Annotated in this window: 17 protein-coding genes; 11 read left to right on the forward strand and 6 right to left on the reverse strand. The window is 38.9% G+C overall.

Annotated elements, in window-relative coordinates; translation table 11 throughout:
- Positions 1–105 precede the first annotated feature (105 nt).
- The 4 genes from pyrR to L2567_RS00430 all read left to right on the forward strand — a co-directional run bounded on the left by pyrR (position 106) and on the right by L2567_RS00430 (position 6,051).
- Complete coding sequence (pyrR, locus tag L2567_RS00415) at positions 106–651, forward strand: bifunctional pyr operon transcriptional regulator/uracil phosphoribosyltransferase PyrR (protein WP_235295704.1); 546 nt, start codon at positions 106–108, stop codon at positions 649–651.
- A 5-nt stretch (positions 652–656) separates the two neighbouring features.
- A complete protein-coding gene (locus L2567_RS00420) occupies positions 657–1,592 on the forward strand; it encodes an aspartate carbamoyltransferase catalytic subunit (RefSeq protein WP_235295705.1) in 936 nt (311 codons plus the stop codon).
- A gap of 89 nt (positions 1,593–1,681) precedes the next feature.
- Entirely contained in the window at positions 1,682–4,504 is a 2,823-nt protein-coding gene (locus tag L2567_RS00425; RefSeq protein WP_235295706.1) for a hypothetical protein, read from the forward strand.
- A gap of 95 nt (positions 4,505–4,599) precedes the next feature.
- Positions 4,600–6,051: a redoxin domain-containing protein gene (locus tag L2567_RS00430; protein WP_235295707.1), complete on the forward strand. Its 1,452-nt coding sequence runs from the start codon at positions 4,600–4,602 to the stop codon at positions 6,049–6,051.
- Positions 6,052–6,060: 9 nt separating this feature from the next.
- Here the strand turns inward: L2567_RS00430 and L2567_RS00435 are convergent, their stop codons facing one another.
- From L2567_RS00435 to L2567_RS00455, 5 genes are read right to left on the reverse strand one after another with little or no spacing between them, the layout of a single operon-like run.
- A complete protein-coding gene (locus tag L2567_RS00435; RefSeq protein WP_235295708.1) occupies positions 6,061–7,716 on the reverse strand; it encodes a glutamine--tRNA ligase/YqeY domain fusion protein in 1,656 nt (551 codons plus the stop codon).
- A gap of 5 nt (positions 7,717–7,721) precedes the next feature.
- Positions 7,722–9,566, reverse strand: a complete 1,845-nt coding sequence (gene argS / locus L2567_RS00440; protein WP_235295709.1) for an arginine--tRNA ligase — start codon at positions 9,564–9,566, stop codon at positions 7,722–7,724.
- A gap of 34 nt (positions 9,567–9,600) precedes the next feature.
- A complete protein-coding gene (locus tag L2567_RS00445) occupies positions 9,601–10,146 on the reverse strand; it encodes an RsmD family RNA methyltransferase (RefSeq protein ID WP_235295710.1) in 546 nt (181 codons plus the stop codon).
- The gene (locus L2567_RS00450; protein WP_235295711.1) at positions 10,137–10,916 is read right to left on the reverse strand and encodes a DUF3822 family protein; all 780 of its coding nucleotides are present in this window, start codon (positions 10,914–10,916) and stop codon (positions 10,137–10,139) included. The genes L2567_RS00445 and L2567_RS00450 overlap by 10 nt, the downstream gene beginning before the upstream one ends.
- On the reverse strand, positions 10,907–11,482 hold the full coding sequence (locus tag L2567_RS00455) for a hypothetical protein (protein WP_235295712.1): 576 nt from the start codon (positions 11,480–11,482) through the stop codon (positions 10,907–10,909). Before L2567_RS00455 ends, L2567_RS00450 begins: the two co-directional genes overlap by 10 nt.
- 78 nt (positions 11,483–11,560) lie before the next feature.
- On the opposite strand from L2567_RS00455, the gene tsaD reads away from it, so the two are divergent.
- The 6 genes from tsaD to L2567_RS00485 all read left to right on the forward strand — a co-directional run bounded on the left by tsaD (position 11,561) and on the right by L2567_RS00485 (position 17,575).
- Positions 11,561–12,565, forward strand: a complete 1,005-nt coding sequence (gene tsaD / locus L2567_RS00460; protein WP_235295713.1) for a tRNA (adenosine(37)-N6)-threonylcarbamoyltransferase complex transferase subunit TsaD — start codon at positions 11,561–11,563, stop codon at positions 12,563–12,565.
- A complete protein-coding gene (locus L2567_RS00465) occupies positions 12,559–13,212 on the forward strand; it encodes an alpha/beta hydrolase (RefSeq protein ID WP_235295714.1) in 654 nt (217 codons plus the stop codon). Before tsaD ends, L2567_RS00465 begins: the two co-directional genes overlap by 7 nt.
- Before the next feature lie 81 nt (positions 13,213–13,293).
- Positions 13,294–13,683: a cytochrome c maturation protein CcmE domain-containing protein gene (locus L2567_RS00470; RefSeq protein ID WP_235295715.1), complete on the forward strand. Its 390-nt coding sequence runs from the start codon at positions 13,294–13,296 to the stop codon at positions 13,681–13,683.
- Positions 13,684–13,687: 4 nt separating this feature from the next.
- Positions 13,688–16,519: a cytochrome c biogenesis protein CcsA gene (gene ccsA / locus L2567_RS00475; protein WP_235295716.1), complete on the forward strand. Its 2,832-nt coding sequence runs from the start codon at positions 13,688–13,690 to the stop codon at positions 16,517–16,519.
- Between the two features lie 2 nt (positions 16,520–16,521).
- Positions 16,522–17,319, forward strand: a complete 798-nt coding sequence (locus L2567_RS00480; RefSeq protein ID WP_235295717.1) for a Rossmann-like and DUF2520 domain-containing protein — start codon at positions 16,522–16,524, stop codon at positions 17,317–17,319.
- Entirely contained in the window at positions 17,297–17,575 is a 279-nt protein-coding gene (locus tag L2567_RS00485; protein WP_235295718.1) for a hypothetical protein, read from the forward strand. Before L2567_RS00480 ends, L2567_RS00485 begins: the two co-directional genes overlap by 23 nt.
- Positions 17,576–17,747: 172 nt before the next feature.
- Here the strand turns inward: L2567_RS00485 and L2567_RS00490 are convergent, their stop codons facing one another.
- Positions 17,748–18,794 (reverse strand): PA0069 family radical SAM protein, encoded by a 1,047-nt coding sequence (locus L2567_RS00490; RefSeq protein WP_235295719.1) that lies wholly within the window; start codon positions 18,792–18,794, stop codon positions 17,748–17,750.
- Between the two features lie 114 nt (positions 18,795–18,908).
- Between L2567_RS00490 and L2567_RS00495 the strand changes: the two genes are divergently transcribed.
- Positions 18,909–19,346: a hypothetical protein gene (locus tag L2567_RS00495; protein ID WP_235295720.1), complete on the forward strand. Its 438-nt coding sequence runs from the start codon at positions 18,909–18,911 to the stop codon at positions 19,344–19,346.
- Positions 19,347–19,500: the final 154 nt, after the last annotated feature.

Here is a 19,500-nt window from a genome sequence, read left to right on the forward strand (position 1 = left end):
TAATTTTTAAATAATTCTATATTTGCACTGATATAGTAAGGTGATGAATACCTTCTCTATATCAGAAGAATCCAAGTGAACCAGCAATGCTTACACGTATTTTAAATGAGCAAAGGTAGAACCATATTGACAGATAAGAGATTTGAACTAACCCTTCAGAGATTGGCTCATGAGTTGATAGAAAACTATGGCGACTTCGAAAACACCTGCATTATTGGGGTCCAGGAAAAAGGGGTCATCTTAGCGGAGCGAATACATAAACTTATTGTTGAAACCACTAAATATGAACATCTACAGTTAGGCAAACTGGACATTACCTTTTATAGAGATGATTTCAGAACCAGAGTTGAGCCTCTTCGAGCTTCCAGTACAGAAATTGATTTCCTGATTGAAGGTAAGCGTGTAATTTTGGTAGATGATGTTCTTTATACAGGTCGAACTATTCAATCTGCACTTGCAGCACTGCAGGATTTTGGGCGTCCTGATCAGGTAGAATTATTGTGCATGGTCGACAGAAGATTTAATCGTCATTTGCCCATTCAGGCTGATTACATTGGTATTAGAGTAGATGCGGTAGATGAAGCCTATGTTAAGGTTGAATGGAAAGGTTATGAAGATCGTGACAGAATTCTATTATTTGCAGCTAAATGACAGTTATGGCAGAAACGAAAGAACTCAGCAGTAAGCATATCCTTGGAATCAAGAATCTTAAGCCTGAGGACCTTCACCTTATTTTCAAAACAGCGAAGAACTTTAAGGAAGTCATTAATCGACCCATCAAGAAAGTTCCCTCACTGAGAGATGTGACCATTGCCAATCTATTCTTTGAGAACTCCACCAGAACACGCATATCATTTGAACTTGCAGAAAAAAGGCTGTCGGCTGATGTGGTCAACTTTTCAGCAGGATCCTCATCGGTTAAAAAAGGTGAAACCCTATTGGACACGGTGAACAATATCTTGTCAATGAAGGTCGACATGGTCGTCATGCGACATCCTGCCCCTGGAGCATGCGCATTTTTAGCACAAAACATAGAGGCCAATATTATCAATGCAGGGGATGGGACCCATGAACATCCTACCCAGGCCCTGCTCGATGCTTATTCAATGATGGAGGTCATTCCCCAACTCAAAGGCAAGAATGTATTAATTTGTGGAGACATCAAACACTCCAGAGTAGCACTCTCTAACATCTTTTGTTTGACCAAGCTAGGCGCCAATGTGAAAGTTTGTGGGCCCCCTACCCTCATCCCTAAATATATTTCTAAACTTGGTGTTTCCGTAGAATATAACATGCGAAAAGCATTGGAATGGGCGGACATTGCAAATGTTTTACGAATCCAACTTGAACGTCAAGATATCAGGTATATTCCTTCTTTACGTGAATATGCTCAATATTATGGAATTGATAAGACTTTGCTGAACAGCTTGAATAAGCCAGTGGTCATCATGCATCCAGGACCGATCAATCGTGGTGTGGAAATCAGTAGTGACGTTGCAGATTCTGATCAATCCATTATCCTACAACAAGTAGAAAATGGTGTAGCTGTAAGAATGGCCGTTCTGTATCTTCTAGCCGCAAAACGAAAATAGCAGTTGCCTTACAAAAGAAATTTTGCACATTTTACTGTTTACAATAAAATGCAATATTTTTCGTAATTTGTACAAAATAAATGAATGAAATGAGGATTGCAATTTTGTATATGATTGCTCTAATCATCAGCCTCGGTACTTTAGATGCTCAATCCTGTGAGCGGTATATCAAGGACAATAGTTTATTGGGTCAACTTCAGATCTTAAAAACCACTTCTGAGAAAATTGTGTCCAGGGGAAATTATTCCTACTTGTTTGCCTTCGAAACTACAGATCAAAACATATATGTTAAAATGATCTCTGACAATGGTGGAATTTTGAATGAAGGTGATGAAATCATCTTAATTGATGCCAATAAAGATCGGAGACGGTTTAGATTTAGTGGTCAAGCCAAAAGAACCAGTCGCGGAAACATTCCCATATACGAAAACTACTTTAAAATTTCAATTGCTGACCTGAAAAAATTCGCAACGATCAGGATCAGCGTTCTTTATGTACAAAACAATATCAGCAATGACTGGCGAAAGCTTTCACTACCAGCCAATTACCAGGCTAATCTGCTGCAATTGGCCGCATGTTTTTTATCAGAATTGAACGAATCCAATATCAATGACTTGGTTCCGTCTACCAATTTAACTACTTCAACTTCAAATAATGCAAAACAAGTTAATTTCTCCGAGTTCAGCGATACCGAACTTTCGAGCCTCAGAGGAGACCTCGAAGAGGTCAAGCAGCTAATGAGAGAACAGATTGCAGAAGAAAGGAATCGGGCAGATAAAATCAAAGCCCAAATCAATGAAAAAGTGGCCTTAGCTTATGAAAATTCCAATAAGAAGAAAAAAGAACTCGCCAATGAAGTTTTAGCAGAACGTAAGAAAGCCAACGAGGAAATCGAATCTATTCGTCGGGAAAATCAAGAATACCTTTTACAGGAGAAGTCAAAAGCAATGTCTGAAATTGAGAAAATTCTTGAAAGTGTTAATCTAGCCAGACAAAATGCAGCAGAAGAGATTTCGGAAATCAAATTGAGATCAGCAGAAAAAATAGCCCAAATCAGGAAAGAGACGGAAGAAGAATTATTGAGAATTAATAAAGCCTTGGAAGAATCTAAATTAGAATATGCTGATAACATCTCCTTGTCACGGGAAAAATACAATTCAGAAGTAAAGAAAATCAGACAAGAACTGGAGCAAAGTTTGACTGAATATCGCGAAAAAATAAATGAACGAAAAGAACTTTCTGCTCAGGAAATTTCTACGGAAAAGCAAAAGTCCTTAGATCAACTTATTAAGATACAAGAGGAGAATGCACTTGCAGTTGCAAAAGCCAGAGAAAATGCAGCCATCGCCAAGGAAAGAATAGAGATGGATCTCGCGGAACTTAGGCGTAAAATTTCTGAAGAGAAGGCACTGATCCAGACACAGAACCTGGAAGAGATTTCTAAATTAAGAGAAGCCAACAATGCAGCCAAGGAAAAACTTAATCTTGATTTCATAGAGGCTAAAAAAGTTGCAAGCAATAATATCAGTGCATTACAAGCTAATGTAGAACAACAGCAACAGGATGCAGCTGAAAGAATTCAAAAACTTCGTGAAAGCACCAGAATCGCTATTGAAGAAATCAATAGTGCTCTTCAGCAAAAGCTACAATCCACTGCTGAGATCGAGCAAAAGAAACTACAGGAAGTAGAACAGGAATACGCCAGAAAGCAAGAGGCTTTCGCCAGGGAAATAGAGAAATTGAACCAATCCCTTGCAGCCAGGAAGGAATTGGCCGAAGCAGAAGAGGAAAGACTTCAGCGGGAAGCCATGGAGGAATTGAAAGAGATTCGAAACAAAGCAAATGAAGCGATTACTAAAGCAAGGAATGCCTCTCAGTCTGAACTCCAAAGACTCAACGAAGCCCTAGAAGGTGAAAAACAACAGTATTCTCAAAAGATCACCTCTAATAAAAAAGCCGCAACGGAGGCATTGCAGAAAATAGAGGAAGAGAAACAGAAAGCCATTGCCCTATCTCAAAAAGAATTACAAGACTCTAAGGAGGATACTTATGAGAGATTGAAATTAACGCACGAAGAGGCCAATCAAAGGATCCAGGAAGTCAAAGAAAAGAATGCCAGAGAAATCGCTGATTTAAAGACCAATGCTGAAAACGAGAAATCGAGGATACAGGAGTCAATCCTTGAGGAAAGAAAATCAGGAGCAGAAACTTTGAAATCCATAAAAACGGAAAATGAAGAAAAAATATTAGAAGCTAAGATCAGCTACAATAATGAGTTAAAGAAATTGAGCGAAGAATTTAATGATACCAAAAATCAAATCGCCAAAGATCTTAAAATAGCTAAAGAGTCAGCCGCACAGGAAATATACGAAGCCGAAAAAAGAGTACAGGAATCAAAACGCAGCGCTGATGCACAGGTCAAATCGGCACAAACTGAAGCCGCTCAAAAAATAAATACCATTACCAATGAAAGTGCAAATGAAATAGCGATCATAAACCAACAAGCTAATACTGCTATCGAAGCTGCTAACCAGTTGAAGGACGAAGAATTGAGCAAAATACAACAAGAAATAATGCAAATTAGAAAGAAAGGCAATGAAGAAATCGCTCAGTTGAGACTTCAGCAGGAAAGAGAAATGGAAGATATTCGCAATGAAAGCTATAAGCAGAAACAACAATATATAGCCAATGCGGAAAAAGCTCGAGAGGAGAATAATCAAGAAAATGAAGCACTGAGAGAAGAATATACTACACAAATATACGAAGCACAAAAGAACGCATCCGAAACTGTGCAGAAAATAAAGGAAGAAACGCAGCTGGTTATTCAATCTAAAGAGGAGCAAATATCTGAATTAGAGAAAAAAATTAAGGACCTGGAAGACAAGCTTAAAAAACTTGAAAAAGGCAATTAACGTTAATGATTTCATAAGACATTAACCGTTTGATCGCTTTCTATTATCTTTGCGTTTTGTTTATAAAACGTATGTTTTACATTAAATTTTTGGGAATGAGATATTTAGAAGTTGGAGCTTCAATCATTTTTTTTCTTATCTGTAATATTATTACAGCTCAAAACTCAGATCAAAGATCTATTACCATTACTTCTCCAAACTATGATAAGGAGTATGTAATCCTTGGTTATTATTATGGCGACCGCCAATTGGTACTGGATACCGTCAAAAGAAACGACAAAAATGAATTTGCTTATCAAAGTGAAGGTGCGCTTGACGAGGGTGTCTATTTACTTTTATTAAGCCCTAATAATCGATTTATTCAATTTTTAGTCAATAAGGGAGAGGGTAACCTTGACATACAAGTGGACACTGCTGATCTGGCTAAACCTATCATCAAAAATTCTCCTGACAACCAGCTTTTCCTGGACTACATTGCTTTTTTGAATGAGAAAGGAAGGGAAAATGAAAAATTGGCTTCTGACATTAATGCTGCGAAAGAAGCGGGGGAAAGTACTGCGGTTTTGGAAGAAAAAAGAAAAACACTTGACCAACAAGTGAAGGACTACCAGAGAAATATTATTGAAAATCATCCCGAAACGGTTACTTCAAAATTGATTTCATCCACTTTAGATGTGACCATGCCTGAATTTACAGGATCAGACGAGGAAGTAAAATCAAAACAATACTACTACTATAAAAGTCATTACTTTGATAACATTGATTTGAGCAACGCCATTTACCTCAGGACACCTTTCCTACATAATAAGATCGATAATTATATTAATAAGTTGACCCCGCAGGTGCCTGATAGTATTAATGTGGCCCTCACTACCCTTCTTGACATGATGGAACCTGCTGAGGAGACCTATAAGTTTTACTTAAGCTACTTTTTAAATACCTATGCCCGGTCAAAGGTCGTAGGACAGGATGGTGTGTATGTTTACCTGGTTGATAATTATTATGCAAAGGGTAAAGCTGATTGGGTTGAAGATGATCAATTGCAAAAAATTATTGCTGAAGCCAATAAGATAAAACCGACCTTGATAGGTAAGCAAGCGCAGGATATAACAGTTTACCGAAGAGACAAAACACCGATTTCTTTATCAGATATCGATTCAAAGTATTTGATTTTATATTTCTGGGCTCCGGATTGTGGGCATTGCAAGAAAGCCACTCCTCATGTCATCGATTACTACAATAAAGTGAAGGACTCTTTAGACATTGAGGTCTTAGCTGTTTGTACCAAATTAAGAGATAAAGAACCAGATTGCTGGGAAGGTGTAGACGAAAAAGGAATGGATTTATGGATCAATGCCTCAGATGCCAATCACCTTAGCAGATTTAAAATTAAATACAATGTTCAGCAAACGCCATCCATTTTTATTTTAAATGAAGATCGAGAAATTGTGATGAAGAAAATAGGCGCTGAATATCTGGATGAAGTCATGCAGGAGATTGTCAGAATTGACAACATAAAAGCAACCGACACCCAGTTAGAAAAATAAGTAGAACTTTTATTTCTTTTTCCAGCTACTTTTTAAAGTAACTGTTCTATTAAATATCTTCTTGTCAGGAGTTGCGTCCGGATCCAGGGTGAAGTAGGCATTTCTCATAAACTGAAAGTACTGCCCCACCTTTGCTTTATCTAACGCAGGTTCCATGTATGCTTTCTTAATGACCATCGAGTCCTTATTATAGAAATCCAAAAAGTCTCGATCCTCATGTCCATCAGGTGTTGGATCGGTAAACAAATGATCTAAAAGCCTCAACTCACATTCCTTTGCATGAGCAATTGATACATAGTGCAAGGTACCTTTTGCCCTGACACCGGAAGTATCCTCTCCTGATTTACTATTTTCATAGTAAGTACAATACACTTCTTCGATCTCACCAGAAGCCTCATTCATTTTATAATCTTCACAATGCAATATGTATCCATTTTTCAATCGAACATCCCTTCCTGGACCCATTCTGAAAAACTTTTTAGGTGGATCTATCATAAAATCCGCTTTTTCAATATAGATTTCTCTTGAGAAAGGAATCATTCGAGTCTTCGAGTTATCATCCTCAGGATTATTAATGGCCTCTATTTCTTCCGTCTTCCCTTCTGGATAATTGGTGATGATCACTTTCAATGGATCAATAACTACATGGACTCGATTAGAAATCCTATTCAATTCGTCTCTGACGCAGGATTCAAGAAGTTCCATTTCGATCAGGTTTTCTCGCTTGGCTACACCTGCCTTGTCGCAAAAAACGCGCAAAGCTTTAGGCGGATAACCTTTTCGGCGCATTCCGGCCAGTGTGGGCATTCGGGCATCATCCCATCCACTTACCAAACCCTCCTCCACTAATTTGAGCAGTTTTCTTTTACTGGTAATCATATATTCCACATTCATTCTGGCAAACTCAATTTGCCTGGATGGATAGATTCCCAATTTGTCGATGAACCAATTATAGAGGGGTCGATGGTGAATAAACTCCAAACTACACAGAGAATGGGTGATGTGCTCAATAGCGTCTGATTGTCCATGCGCAAAATCATACATAGGATAAATGCACCAGGCATCACCTGTCCGATGATGACCAGCATGTTTGATACGATACATCACAGGATCACGCATCAGCATATTCGGTGAGGACATGTCTATTTTAGCTCTCAAAACCTTCGATCCATCAGGAAAGACTCCTGCTTTCATTTCTTGGAAAAGCTTCAAATTCTCTTCAACACTTCTTTTCCGATAGGGACTATCCACTCCTGGTTGGGTCGGCGTGCCTTTCATCTCCGCTATCTCTTCTGGCGTAGAGTCATCTACATATGCGTATCCATCTTTGATCAGTTGCAAAGCAAATTCATACAATTGGCCAAAATAATCTGAAGCGAAATAAAGACGGTTTTCCCAGTCAAAACCTAACCACTTGATGTCTCTTTGAATGGCATCAACATACATGGTCTCTTCTGTTTCCGGATTAGTATCGTCAAATCTCAGATTCGTGATTCCTCCGTACTTTTCAGCCGTTTCAAAATTAATACAGATAGCCTTAGTATGGCCAATGTGTAAAAAGCCATTTGGTTCAGGCGGAAATCTCGTGTGCACATGACCATTATGCTTGCCTGAGGCAATATCTTCTTCAACAATTTGCTCTATAAAATTCAATGATTCTGCCATACTTTTTACATTCTGGAAGGCATTTCTATTCCTAGTAAATGCATTCCTGATTTTAAAACTTTTGCCACAGATTTACTTAATTTCAATCTGAAAACTTTTGCCACTTCGGTTTCTGCGCTCAAAATTCTTAGATCATGCCAAAACCTGTGATACAACTTGGCCAAGGCATAACAATAATTGGCCAAATTAGAGGGATCCAGCTGCTCAGCTGCCTCTGTAACGACTTGAGGAAATTGAGACATCGTTCGAATTAAGTCGACTTCAAGATCTTCTAATTCCTTATATTCTGCGTCGCTTACATGCTCAATGCCATCACTTTTTCGTAGTACGGATTGAATTCTGACATAGGCATTCTGTATATAGGGCCCAGTCTGACCTTGCATGTCTACGCTTTCCTTAGGGTCAAAGATCATGCGTTTTTTAGGACTTACTTTGATGATGAAAAACTTTAAAGCTGCCAGCCCTATTTTTCTAAAGATCTCATTTCGTTCCTCTGCCGTTACACCTTCTATTTCCCCTCTTGATTCGGAGCTTTCTCGGGCTTCTTTGATCACATCTGCGATCAGATCATCAGCATCGACAACCGTTCCTTCCCGGGACTTCATTTTACCAGTCGGTAAATCGACCATTCCATAAGAAAGGTGGAATAACTCATCAGCATAAGGTTCCTCTAACTTCTTGAGTATGGCGAATAATGCTTTAAAGTGATAGTCTTGCTCGTCTCCGACAACATAAACCATTCGATTAACCTCATGGTCTTTATTTCTTATTTGAGCAGTACCTAAGTCTTGTGTCATGTATACAGACGTCCCGTCAGAACGAAGTACCAATTTTCTATCCATGCCTACATCTTCCAGGTCCACCCAAACACTTCCATCATCTTCTTTGTAAAAAACACCCTTTTTCAAGCCCTCCGCAATGAGTACTTTACCCAGTTTATAAGTGTCAGATTCGTAGTAGATATGGTCAAAGTGAACACCCAAATTTTCGTACGTTTCATTGAATCCGTCATATACCCATCCGTTCATCTTTTGCCACAGTGCGATCACTTCTTCATCCGCACTCTCCCATTTCAAAAGCATATCTTTGGCATGCTTACCTAATACACTATATTCATTAAAATAGGTATTCTTATATCTGGAGAAGAAATACTCCTCTTTTTCACCTACTTTCCTATGGTCTTCATAAATCTTTTTAGCAGCTGCTGTATCCTGCCAAGTCTTATACTCTTTTCTGAATTCCTTTTCGAAACGCACATAGTATTCACCGATCAAATGATCACCTTTCTTGTCTGCCTCTTCCGGTGATTTACCATCTCCAAAATATTGGTAGGATACCATTGACTTGCATATGGCTATGCCCCGATCGTTGACAATCTGAGTTTTCACGACATCATATCCGGCCGCCTCTAAAAGTTGAGCACTGGACCATCCTAGTAATATATTTCTGATATGCCCAAGATGCAGCGGTTTATTAGTATTAGGCGACGAAAATTCCACCAACACCTTTTTTCCATTTTTTGATGTCCTCCCAAAATCTTTATCTGTTAATATTTTTTGGAGCTCTCCTTTCCAGAAACGCTTCTCAAAAGTAAGATTCAAGAAACCTTTGATGACATTAAAAGATGATATAAAGTCATGACTTCGGACCAATTCCTGACCCAATTCATCTGCTATCTTCGGTGGAGGCATTTTAAGTGCCTTTGTAAATGGAAAAACGACCACTGTGTAATCTCCCTCAAACTCCGAACGGGTTTCATTGATTAAAACCTCTTCAGCTGGATGGTCGTAATCATATTTTTCCTTTAGCACAGTACTAACTGCTGCTTTTATTTCATCAATTGCACTCATAGACGGCCAAATTTAACGCTATATTCTAAATAAGCTATTCCTTATGCTGGAAAAAGGCGAAAATTGTGCTGCCATAGTTGCGACTCTTTACAAAGCAGGGATGATTTTCAAAATTATGGTTGGGATTGTGTTCTAAAACAAATATCCCCTCTTTACTGAGGACTTTCGCCTCAAAGATCTTGTCCGGTATCTCATCTAAATTTGGAAGTGGATATGGTGGGCCAGCAAAGATATAATCATAGACATCGTTCGTATTTTTTAAAAACTTAAAGACATCTGAGCGGACAATTTGAATATGCTGTGAGACACCCAGTTCAAGGGCAATTTGATGAACAAATTTGACGGCTGGGCCAAACTTATCTACGTAAGTCACATCCTTACATCCTCTGGATATAAATTCATAGCAATGGTTGCCTGTCCCACCAAATAAATCCAGCATTTTAGTCTCTTCAAAATCGATCTCATTCATGAGGATATTGAAAAGTCCTTCTTTCGCATAATCAGTGGTAGGTCGTGTAGGCCATTTATTAGCTGGCGGATAGAATTTTCGTCCCTTAAAAGTGCCTGAAATTATTCGCATACAGCAGCCAGAAATAAATCAACTAAGTCCATTTTTTCCTCCATGTTCGTAAAGCCCAGAACCATCTCTCTGACATTTACTACATATTCTTCTACAGTCAGCTTAAAGGAAACGACTTTTTCTTCCTGCCCATGAAGGTGGAGTACAAAATGGTTTGGATCAAGATTCAACTGATTGAAGGCCAACATCGTAAAATACAAATAATCGTCTGACTGGTTGACTGCAAATTGATTGTAGAAAATGAAGCGCCCACCCTTTCTCACCAATATGATTATGCTTTCATCAAGTAGATTACAGTAAATACCATCTTTTCTCAATCCTTGTATATAGGCTAAACTCAGATGTCGAAATTGGGCTTCTTTTTTCAGTCCCTCAAAAGCATCAAGAAATTCTTTATTGTATGCATGAATGATGTTTAAATTCTCTTCGCTGCATATTTCCATTTCAATTTCATGATGATAAATTGGAAAACTATTGGCAATCACATCGCCTTCCATTCCATATTGATATTCATTGGCTGGTATGAATGAAAAGCTGGGTAATTTGCTAAAAATATTAACAGCACTGTAGTAGTGGTTGGCCAGATTTTCTTGTTCAATAATGTTTGCAATTTCACTTACAGCATCTTCTCCTAATTGATACTTACACGCCATTTTTAAGTGATTATTGACATCACTTATTGCATAAAAAAAACTGTCCGCATCAAAGATTACGGACAGTATATTATGGTTATAATTTTTTTCTAATCTGTATTCTGCTATTATTCCCAATTTCCTGATAAGCTTGGTGAATTCATGTTACCGAATTTAAGCATAGCTTGTGGATTATAAGACTTGTCATATTTCGCATATTTCGGGTCTCCAAACCTACCCATGAAAGTATTTCTCGGAGTCCCTACTTCGACAACATTCACTAAAGTTTGTTGATAAGTCAAGGTATCGGCGTCGATCTTGAAAGTCTCGCCATTCCCAAAGGGAACATATCTTAATGAGTCCAAATTAATGCCCAGTGCCTCTAAGGTATCAGCAGTGCTATAATAAAGGGTATCCACGGTAAATTCTGCTTCAGGATTATCGGGATCACCTATCACTTTCAACTGAGGAATGTCCTGATTTCTTAAAACGTAAGCCAGCGTATCAAAATTGGGAGCATACAAACCAGTGATGGTTCTGTATAACTCCTGAGATGTTCTGATATCTTTCAGACGATCCACCACTCTGGTCTCACGCCTCGTTTTTTCCGCCTGAAATGCGATTGGTTCCTTTACATTATAGTAAAGAAGGTAAGCCAAACCCACGATTCCCAGAATCAGGAGAATATTAAGAATTAGTCGCATAATTTAATCTGTTTTTTCGTTTGTACACTCACAATAATACTATTTTTTATTTAATTCGTACATCTATAAAAATAAAAAATGAAATCCACATACATTTTAGCAATTGAGTCCTCCTGTGACGATACAGCCGCCGCTATCATTAAGGATGATAAAATTGTAGCAAATGGTGTGTCAACTCAAAAAATTCATGAAAACTACGGTGGTGTGGTGCCGGAATGGGCTTCCCGAAAACACCAGGAAAACATCATTCCTCTTATAGATCATGTTTTGAAGGAAAGTGGTATACACTTAAGGGATCTAAACGCCATTGCGTTTACAAGAGGGCCGGGCTTACTAGGTTCACTCATTGTGGGCGTTAGTTTTGCTAAATCATTGGCCCTTAGCCTCAATATCCCTATCATCGAAATACACCATATGAAGGCCCATGTTTTGGCCCATTTCATCGATGATCCTAAACCCAATTTTCCATTTCTGTGCCTTACTGTATCCGGTGGACATACCCAAATCATAAAAGTTGAAGATTTCAACAAATTAGAAATTATGGGTAAAACCCTGGACGATGCGGCAGGAGAAGCCTTTGATAAAGCAGGTAAAATGTTAGGGCTTCCCTACCCTGCTGGTCCTCACATTGATCGGCTGGCTCAAAAGGGCGAACCACGATTTTCATTTCCAGAGCCTTCAATCGATGGACTGGATTTTAGTTTTAGCGGTTTAAAAACAGCATTCCGCTATTTCCTCAGGGATCAGGTCAAGGTTGAACCTGATTTCATTTATGAAAATATGAATGACATAGCCTGTTCCATTCAGCATTCAATCATTGATATACTACTCAACAAATTAGAGCGGGCTTCAGCAATTACAGGAATTCAGGAAGTCGCCATAGCAGGTGGTGTTTCAGCAAATAGTGGCTTGAGATCAGAATTGATGAAACGCAGTGAAAAAAATGGCTGGAAAGTACACATCCCAAAATTTGAATACTGCACTGATAATGCTGCTATGATCGCCATCGCAGCGCATTACAAATACATTTCAGGCGACTTTAGCAGCCATGCTGTAGGCCCCGATGCACGATTGGCATGGTAAGGCTAGTTTTCATACCCTCGTATGGCACGGACTCCTCGTTATATGACAATCTTAGAAATTCTAAGATCCTTACTGCTCAAGCTGTATTTGCAGAATGGATTCCTGCAAGTAAAAGCCATTCACTCACCGACTATGCCAGGAAATTTATTGAGGAATACAACATCCACCATGAGGATACCGTCATAGGAGTATCTTTCGGCGGAGTGCTGGCCATTGAAATCAATAAACTTCTTAAGGTCAGGAAGGTCATCACCATATCCAGCATTAAATGCAGATCTGAAAAACCCAGGTTGTTCAGAATACTGGAAAAGACCGGAACATACAAGCTTTTCAAACCTTCGGTTCTTAAATTCGGATTAGATCTGATCGTTCCTTTGTATGGAAGAAATGTGGCCAGTTACTTATGGTTTAGACGGGTTTTTAAGTCCACTGAAAACATTTTCTTGAAATGGGCTTTGCAAGAAATTGTATGTTGGAAAAACGATGAAATTCCTGAAAATTTGATTCACATTCATGGAACTAAAGACCCCCTTTTTCCTATTGATAATGCTGAGCAAGTAGACCATGTTATAGAAGAAGGCACGCATGCCATGATCAGGTTTAAAGCCAAAGAAATAGCTGAGATAATAAAAGGAGAAACCAGCTAGTTTATAATCAGTATAAACAATACGTTAAATCATATGTATTTAATGGTACTTGTGTACCTTTGTGGGACGAAACCGTAAATAATGAAAAAAGCTTATATAATAGGCATTATCATGATCATTGCAGGAATTGGTTTTTTAATTTCTTCAGCAAGTGACGTGAGTACTTATGCTAACTTTAAAGAAGCCAAAGGAAATTCTACGGTGAAAATTGCAGGTTTCCTGGTTAAAAACAAACCCATCGTTTACGATCCCAATGTCGACGCCAATCTCATGACCTTTTTTATGGAAGACAAAGATGGTGAAATCATGAAAGTCACTTATCATGACTCCAAGCCTCAGGACTTTGAGATGTCAGAATCTCTAGTGGTCACCGGCAAGATCAGGGAGGGAGAATTTGTAGCATCTGATATTTTACTCAAGTGCCCTTCCAAGTATAAAGATCAGGAGTTCATGTTAAGAGAGAATGGATAAATAGATGGAAGAAATTCAATATTTTGGAGAACATTTGTGGCCTAAGAATATTGGTCATTTTCTCATCATTTTAGGCTTTGTTTCTGCGCTTTTCAGTGCGTATTCATTTTTTAAATCTACCAATGAACGCTTGAAAACCGGCGATGAGTCTGAAGATTCGGAATCTGAAGCCTGGAAAAGATTGGGAAGGCTTGGCTTTGCTTTTCATGGATTAAGTGTATTCGGAATCATCACGATTATTTTTTACATCATGGTGAATCAATTTTATGAATATGCTTACGTTTCTCAGCATGTTAATGACTTTCTCCCCATGAAATACATTACCAGTGCTTTCTGGGAGGGTCAGGAAGGTAGTTTTTTACTGTGGATGTTCTGGCATATTATACTTGGCTTTGTGGTGATGGTTTATGGAAAGAAATGGGAAGCTCCGGTATTGAGTTTACTGGCATTAGTGGAAGTGATTTTGATTTCCATGATCCTGGGAATTCAGTTTGAAATAGGTGATTCAGTAGTAAAAATAGGAAGTAATCCATTGCTGTTGTTCCGTGACACTATGGATATCCCACTCTTTCAAAATGCAGACTATGTGAGTTTGTTGAGTGGATCAGGATTGAATCCATTACTACAGAATTATTGGATGACCATTCACCCACCTACGCTATTTCTTGGTTTTGCTTCCACAGTGATTCCATTCTGTTTTGCTGTTGCTGGACTGTGGGTGAAAGAACCTAGAGCCTGGATCAAACCCGCCTTGAAGTGGTCTCTATTTTCGGGGGGAATTCTGGGCATAGGGATATTAATGGGAGGAGCATGGGCCTATGAGGCTTTATCATTCGGTGGTTACTGGGCATGGGACCCAGTAGAGAACATGTCGTTGGTACCCTGGCTACTTATGGTTGCAGGTGTACATTCCCTTTTAATAGCCAATGGCACCGGACGAGGTATTAAGACTTCTTATATTTTATTGAGTCTCAGTTTTATCATGATTCTATATTCGACCTTCTTGACCAGAAGTGGAATATTGGGTGATACATCGGTGCATGCTTTTACTGAAATGGGGCTAGAAAACCAACTGGTTTTACTGGTGGCTTTGTTTACCATCATTCCCGCGGTTGTATTTATTATGCGCCGTAAAATTGTTCCTTCACAAGAAGATGACAAGTTCAATTCTCGGGAATTTTGGATGTTCATAGGAGCGATTGTGCTGCTTTTCTCTTCTATCCTCATCACGGCTTCGACATCGCTGCCCATTTATAATAAAATTGCAGAAATTTTTGATCCTGGTTTTACAGGCCTTGTCATCCAGGAACCCATTACCCATTACAATAAACATCAGATCTGGATTGCCATTTTTATAGTCCTCTTATCTTCCAGTGCACAGTTTCTAAGGTATAATGGCAGGGTGACCTCTACTTTTAAAAAGAAACTTTTATTGCATGCTGGCATATCTGTGGCTGCAACCATCGTTCTCACCTTTATTGTCAATATTTGGCTAGATATTAATTCAGTACCTTACTTTTTACTCATGTTAGCCGGAATTTTCGGCATTGTGAGTAATGTGGACTACTTCATTGCCTTTAACAAACTCCAGTGGAAAAACAGTGCAGGTGTGTTGTCGCATCTTGGATTTTCCATCATGTTGATTGGTATAATTGCATCTGGAGTCAATAAACGTCATATTTCTAAGAATGAGTTTGTTTTCAGAGACATCATGGAAGATGAAAATCTCAAGAAGAAGGTGACTTTAATCAAAGGGAAACCCATTTTCATGAGTGGTTATTGGGTAGATTACCAGCGTGATACCTTGATAGAAAATGAGCGGACTTATGATATAAAATTCACAAAGGTCGATTCTAACAACCAGGTTCTGGAGGAATTTATGGTCAACCCTGTGTCCGTCTACTCCAACGATAAAACGGAAATTGTAGCATTCAATCCTTCGACTAAGAGATATCTACATAAGGATATTTTTACGCATATTGCAGGACTTCCCGCACAAGTATTAAAACTCGAATATTCGAAAGAGATGGAAGATTCTCTGGTCTATCAACCGATAGAGGTAGGCCTCAATGGAAGCTATGAAAATGATAGTCTGAAAGTGACACTCAATGGACTAGACTACGACCCCAGGCATCAGGATTATGAACCCAAGGAGAATGATTTAGCGATTGGTTTTCACATCCAGGTGACCGATAAAATTTATGACAAGCAATATGATCTCAAACCTGTGGTGGTGTTGAGAGGTGCGGTGGTTTACAAATATTACGATGAAATTCCTGACCTGAATATGCGTATCCGGGCCAATGAAGCCTTTTTTGAACGGTTTTTCACCATGGAAAGTGAACTGGAGTACCAGCAATTCGTCATTAAAGAAGGTGAATCCATCACCATCGAAGATGTTCAGATTGTTCATAATGGCTTTAATAAAACGCCAAAAAACAGAGGTTACAAGGCAGAGGAAGGGGATATTGCAATCGCCAGTATTTTGTCATTTAGAACCAATGGCAAGACCAAAAATTTAGAGCCTGTCTATTTAATACGAGGTTCGCGCCAAAGCAGTATCAAAGACTATGACCCTGAAACTGGTGTGCATTTTAAATTTACCCAAATCGATCCAGCAACGGGCGAGTTAACATTCCAATTTGCCAAAGATGACAGAAACAGTATCCAGGTACCAATGGAGATCGCCATGAATGTGCCTCGCTCTGACATCATTGTAATTGAGTCTATTGAATTTCCAGGGATCAATTTATTCTGGTTAGGTTCTTTAATGATGCTTACGGGTATGTTGGTCGCTATGGGGATCAGACTTTCTTCAAGAAAAGTAATGGACTAAAGATGCAAAAAGGATTGTGTGTTGGTACCGGAAATCTGGCCTGGCATTTTATTCCTGCATTAATAAATCTTGAAAATACTGTTGAACTGCAGGTTCTGGGCAGAAATCAGGATGCTCCCAAATGGCTGAAAGATCTCTCCATAGATTACATTACAACCTCGCAGGATATAGATCCAGAAATAGAATTTGTTTTCCTCATGGTTTCTGACACTTCCATACCACCATTGACACAAGACCTCAAAGAATTCCTTCCATCACATAAAAAGGTGGTTCATTTTTCAGGAACAGCTACTATTGATGCGATAGATGACCATTTTACCGATAGAGGAAGTGTATGGCCTATTCAATCTTTGTCGAAAGGAGACCACCAGATTGATTTAAGTAAAATTCCTTTATGCATCCATGGATCATCACCAAATTTCACGTATGAATTGAGGAGCATTTTTCAAAAAATTACCTCTAATATCCATCTGATCGAACCCGAGATCAGACCGTTTATTCATGTGGCTGCTGTCTTAGCAAATAATTTCACCAATCATCTTTACGCTTTGAGTAAAAGCTTACTAGACTCAAAGGGCGTAGATTTTGAGATTTTGAAACCCATCATTGTTCAAACTGCGCTTAAGGTAAGAGATAGTGATCCACAAATGTTGCAGACAGGACCGGCGTCTCGCCAGGATATGGTAACCGTCGAAGAGCATTTAAGCATGCTCGAATTTGATCCTGTTTTGCAAAAATTGTATGAACTTTTTACACAATCAATTATAAACAGCAAATATGAGAATCGTAGGTTACATTGAGCATCCTGTTTTTAAAATAACCATTATGCATATGAATCACCGCTATGCGCTTAAGTTTGAGCATCATGGTCTCGAACAGACTTATAAAATCAGAGCTTCAGACCACTTTAAGAATGCAGAGGACGTTAAAAATGCCGTTTCTACTGAAATTTTGGATTCTGTTAAAAGGCATTTCAGATCCATGGAACTCACCATGCTTGAAATGCTGACAGTTGAGGGTACAACTGAAGAAGAGGAATTCGAAGAAATTATCTAATGATAAAGATTGATTGTACTAAAAAAGTAAGAAGCCAGTCCTCTGCTTTCAGAGCTGACTTCTTGTGGTTTTGTAGTTATAAGTTGCTACCATATTTTGAGGACACCAATGCGAGGCCATCATGTCATCCCATGATTACGGACTCCTCAAGATTCACCGGGTCTTGTAAAAGTCAAAATAATGTCAACTGGCCAGTTTTGTAATTCTCATGTAATTCTAAATTGAGCTCCTCCAATTCAGCGGCTTTGAAATACAGCTTTCTCGCCAGTTCAATTTGTTGTGATATGATGCTGGCAATTTCTCCGTAACCTCTGTGCCGATTTTCCTGAATGGTAGCACTCAGTTTTCCTCGCCGAAGATCTTTGATAGTGTTTATGACCCTTTCCTTGCGGTCAGGGACGTGCTCTTCTAGCCAACTTTCAAATAATTCATCTAAATCGAAGTTGAGTCTGACAATTGTATACCGTAGATCACTCGCTCCAGCTTCGGCCACAGCTTTAGCAAGATCCAAGATTTCATGATCTGTCAGTCCTGGTATGATAGGTGCCATCATTGCGGTTACAGGAATACCTTCTCTGCTTAAAGTCTTAATGGTATTTAATCTTTTACGAGGAGAACTGGTTCGAGGTTCCAGTTTCTGCTGGAGTCCGCTGTCCAAAGAAGTGACGCTTATCGCCACTCTCACTAGGCGATCATCGTTCAGCTTTTTAAGAAGGTCGATGTCTCTAAGGATCAAACTATTTTTTGTGATGATGGTCACCGGATGCCTATATCGGTAAAAAACTTCCAATAGTGATCTGGTGATCTTCAGTTTGGCCTCTATGGGTTGATAACAGTCCGTATTGCCTGAAAGCGCAATGGGACAACATTTCCATCTTTTAGATTTAAGCTTTTGTTCCAGTAGTTCAGCTGCATTCTCTTTAATCAGTATTTTTTGCTCAAAATCAAGACCGCTGCTATATCCCCAAAAGTTATGTGTGGGCCTCGCATAGCAATAGATACATCCATGCTCACACCCCTGGTAAGGATTTATAGAATATGAAAACGGAACGTCTTCAGAATCAACATAATTCACTACGGTCTTTGGAAATGTCGGAATATATTCAGTCTTGATGGAACTGCTTTCTTCTTCATATTTCAGATCGTCAAAAACTCCTTCCTGACTGTCATATTCTTCGAAGCGATGTACCGGATTATAATTGGCTCCCCTACCTTTCATCAATTGTCGTTTTATTCGTCAAATATAGTCTTATTTATCGACATTAATAAATTTTCTAATATTTTATTGTTAACGATTAATATTTTAAATTTGCACTCTACTAAATATTAAATGATGAAATCTGCTTTAACTATTTTAAGCCTGTTGATCCTGCTCTCTTTAAATTCTTGTGGTGAAAAATCAGGTGCCAGCGGTGGCGATGGATTCGATGCAGCTTACCCTGCGATGTATACAGACCTTGGACTGCCTCAGTACCGAAGAGGAACCCTGCAAAACGTCACCGGCAAAGATGAAGGCGTGAAAACGGTGCATACCTTCACTGTTGTTTCTGAGGATCCTCCGTCATTTTTAAGAGAATTTTTCTCTGAGAATATGAAGGCATTGGGATGGCGAGACCAAAATGCACGGAGGCAGCTTTCCGAGATTCATGAAGACGATCTTTACTTCGCCAAGTATGTGAAAGGTCGAAATAAATTAGACATCAGTTCTTCTGCTTTACCTGAAGGTGGGTCTAAAACCAGAGTGACCCTGTCTGTTTTCGGATCTAATTAATCTGATTGATCTTTTCCTCATGTGTTTTTGCGAGTTTTAAAATGACATTTTAATGACCAAATTCACCTCGTTTTCAAGCACTTAGGAGTGTAACTTTGTTCTCAACTTGAAGCGAATGAGATTTTTTTGGTTATTCCTGTTTATCTGCTTCTGC

It is taken from the genome of Portibacter marinus (assembly GCF_021533195.1).
Taxonomy (GTDB): domain Bacteria; phylum Bacteroidota; class Bacteroidia; order Chitinophagales; family Saprospiraceae; genus Portibacter; species Portibacter marinus.

Bases quoted from the DNA above. Each gene is read 5' to 3' on its own strand.
- L2567_RS00425 (WP_235295706.1), top strand. From the start codon at position 1,682: ATGAGGATTGCAATTTTGTATATGATTGCTCTAATCATCAGCCTCGGT.
- L2567_RS00430 (WP_235295707.1), top strand. From the start codon at position 4,600: ATGAGATATTTAGAAGTTGGAGCTTCAATCATTTTTTTTCTTATCTGT.
- L2567_RS00485 (WP_235295718.1), top strand. From the start codon at position 17,297: ATGAGAATCGTAGGTTACATTGAGCATCCTGTTTTTAAAATAACCATT.
- L2567_RS00490 (WP_235295719.1), bottom strand. From the start codon at position 18,794: ATGAAAGGTAGGGGAGCCAATTATAATCCGGTACATCGCTTCGAAGAA.
- L2567_RS00470 (WP_235295715.1), top strand. From the start codon at position 13,294: ATGAAAAAAGCTTATATAATAGGCATTATCATGATCATTGCAGGAATT.
- L2567_RS00465 (WP_235295714.1), top strand. From the start codon at position 12,559: ATGGTAAGGCTAGTTTTCATACCCTCGTATGGCACGGACTCCTCGTTA.
- L2567_RS00435 (WP_235295708.1), bottom strand. From the start codon at position 7,716: ATGGCAGAATCATTGAATTTTATAGAGCAAATTGTTGAAGAAGATATT.
- L2567_RS00495 (WP_235295720.1), top strand. From the start codon at position 18,909: ATGAAATCTGCTTTAACTATTTTAAGCCTGTTGATCCTGCTCTCTTTA.
- L2567_RS00480 (WP_235295717.1), top strand. From the start codon at position 16,522: ATGCAAAAAGGATTGTGTGTTGGTACCGGAAATCTGGCCTGGCATTTT.
- pyrR (WP_235295704.1), top strand. From the start codon at position 106: ATGAGCAAAGGTAGAACCATATTGACAGATAAGAGATTTGAACTAACC.
- L2567_RS00455 (WP_235295712.1), bottom strand. From the start codon at position 11,482: ATGCGACTAATTCTTAATATTCTCCTGATTCTGGGAATCGTGGGTTTG.
- L2567_RS00445 (WP_235295710.1), bottom strand. From the start codon at position 10,146: ATGCGAATAATTTCAGGCACTTTTAAGGGACGAAAATTCTATCCGCCA.
- L2567_RS00420 (WP_235295705.1), top strand. From the start codon at position 657: ATGGCAGAAACGAAAGAACTCAGCAGTAAGCATATCCTTGGAATCAAG.
- ccsA (WP_235295716.1), top strand. From the start codon at position 13,688: ATGGAAGAAATTCAATATTTTGGAGAACATTTGTGGCCTAAGAATATT.
- argS (WP_235295709.1), bottom strand. From the start codon at position 9,566: ATGAGTGCAATTGATGAAATAAAAGCAGCAGTTAGTACTGTGCTAAAG.
- tsaD (WP_235295713.1), top strand. From the start codon at position 11,561: ATGAAATCCACATACATTTTAGCAATTGAGTCCTCCTGTGACGATACA.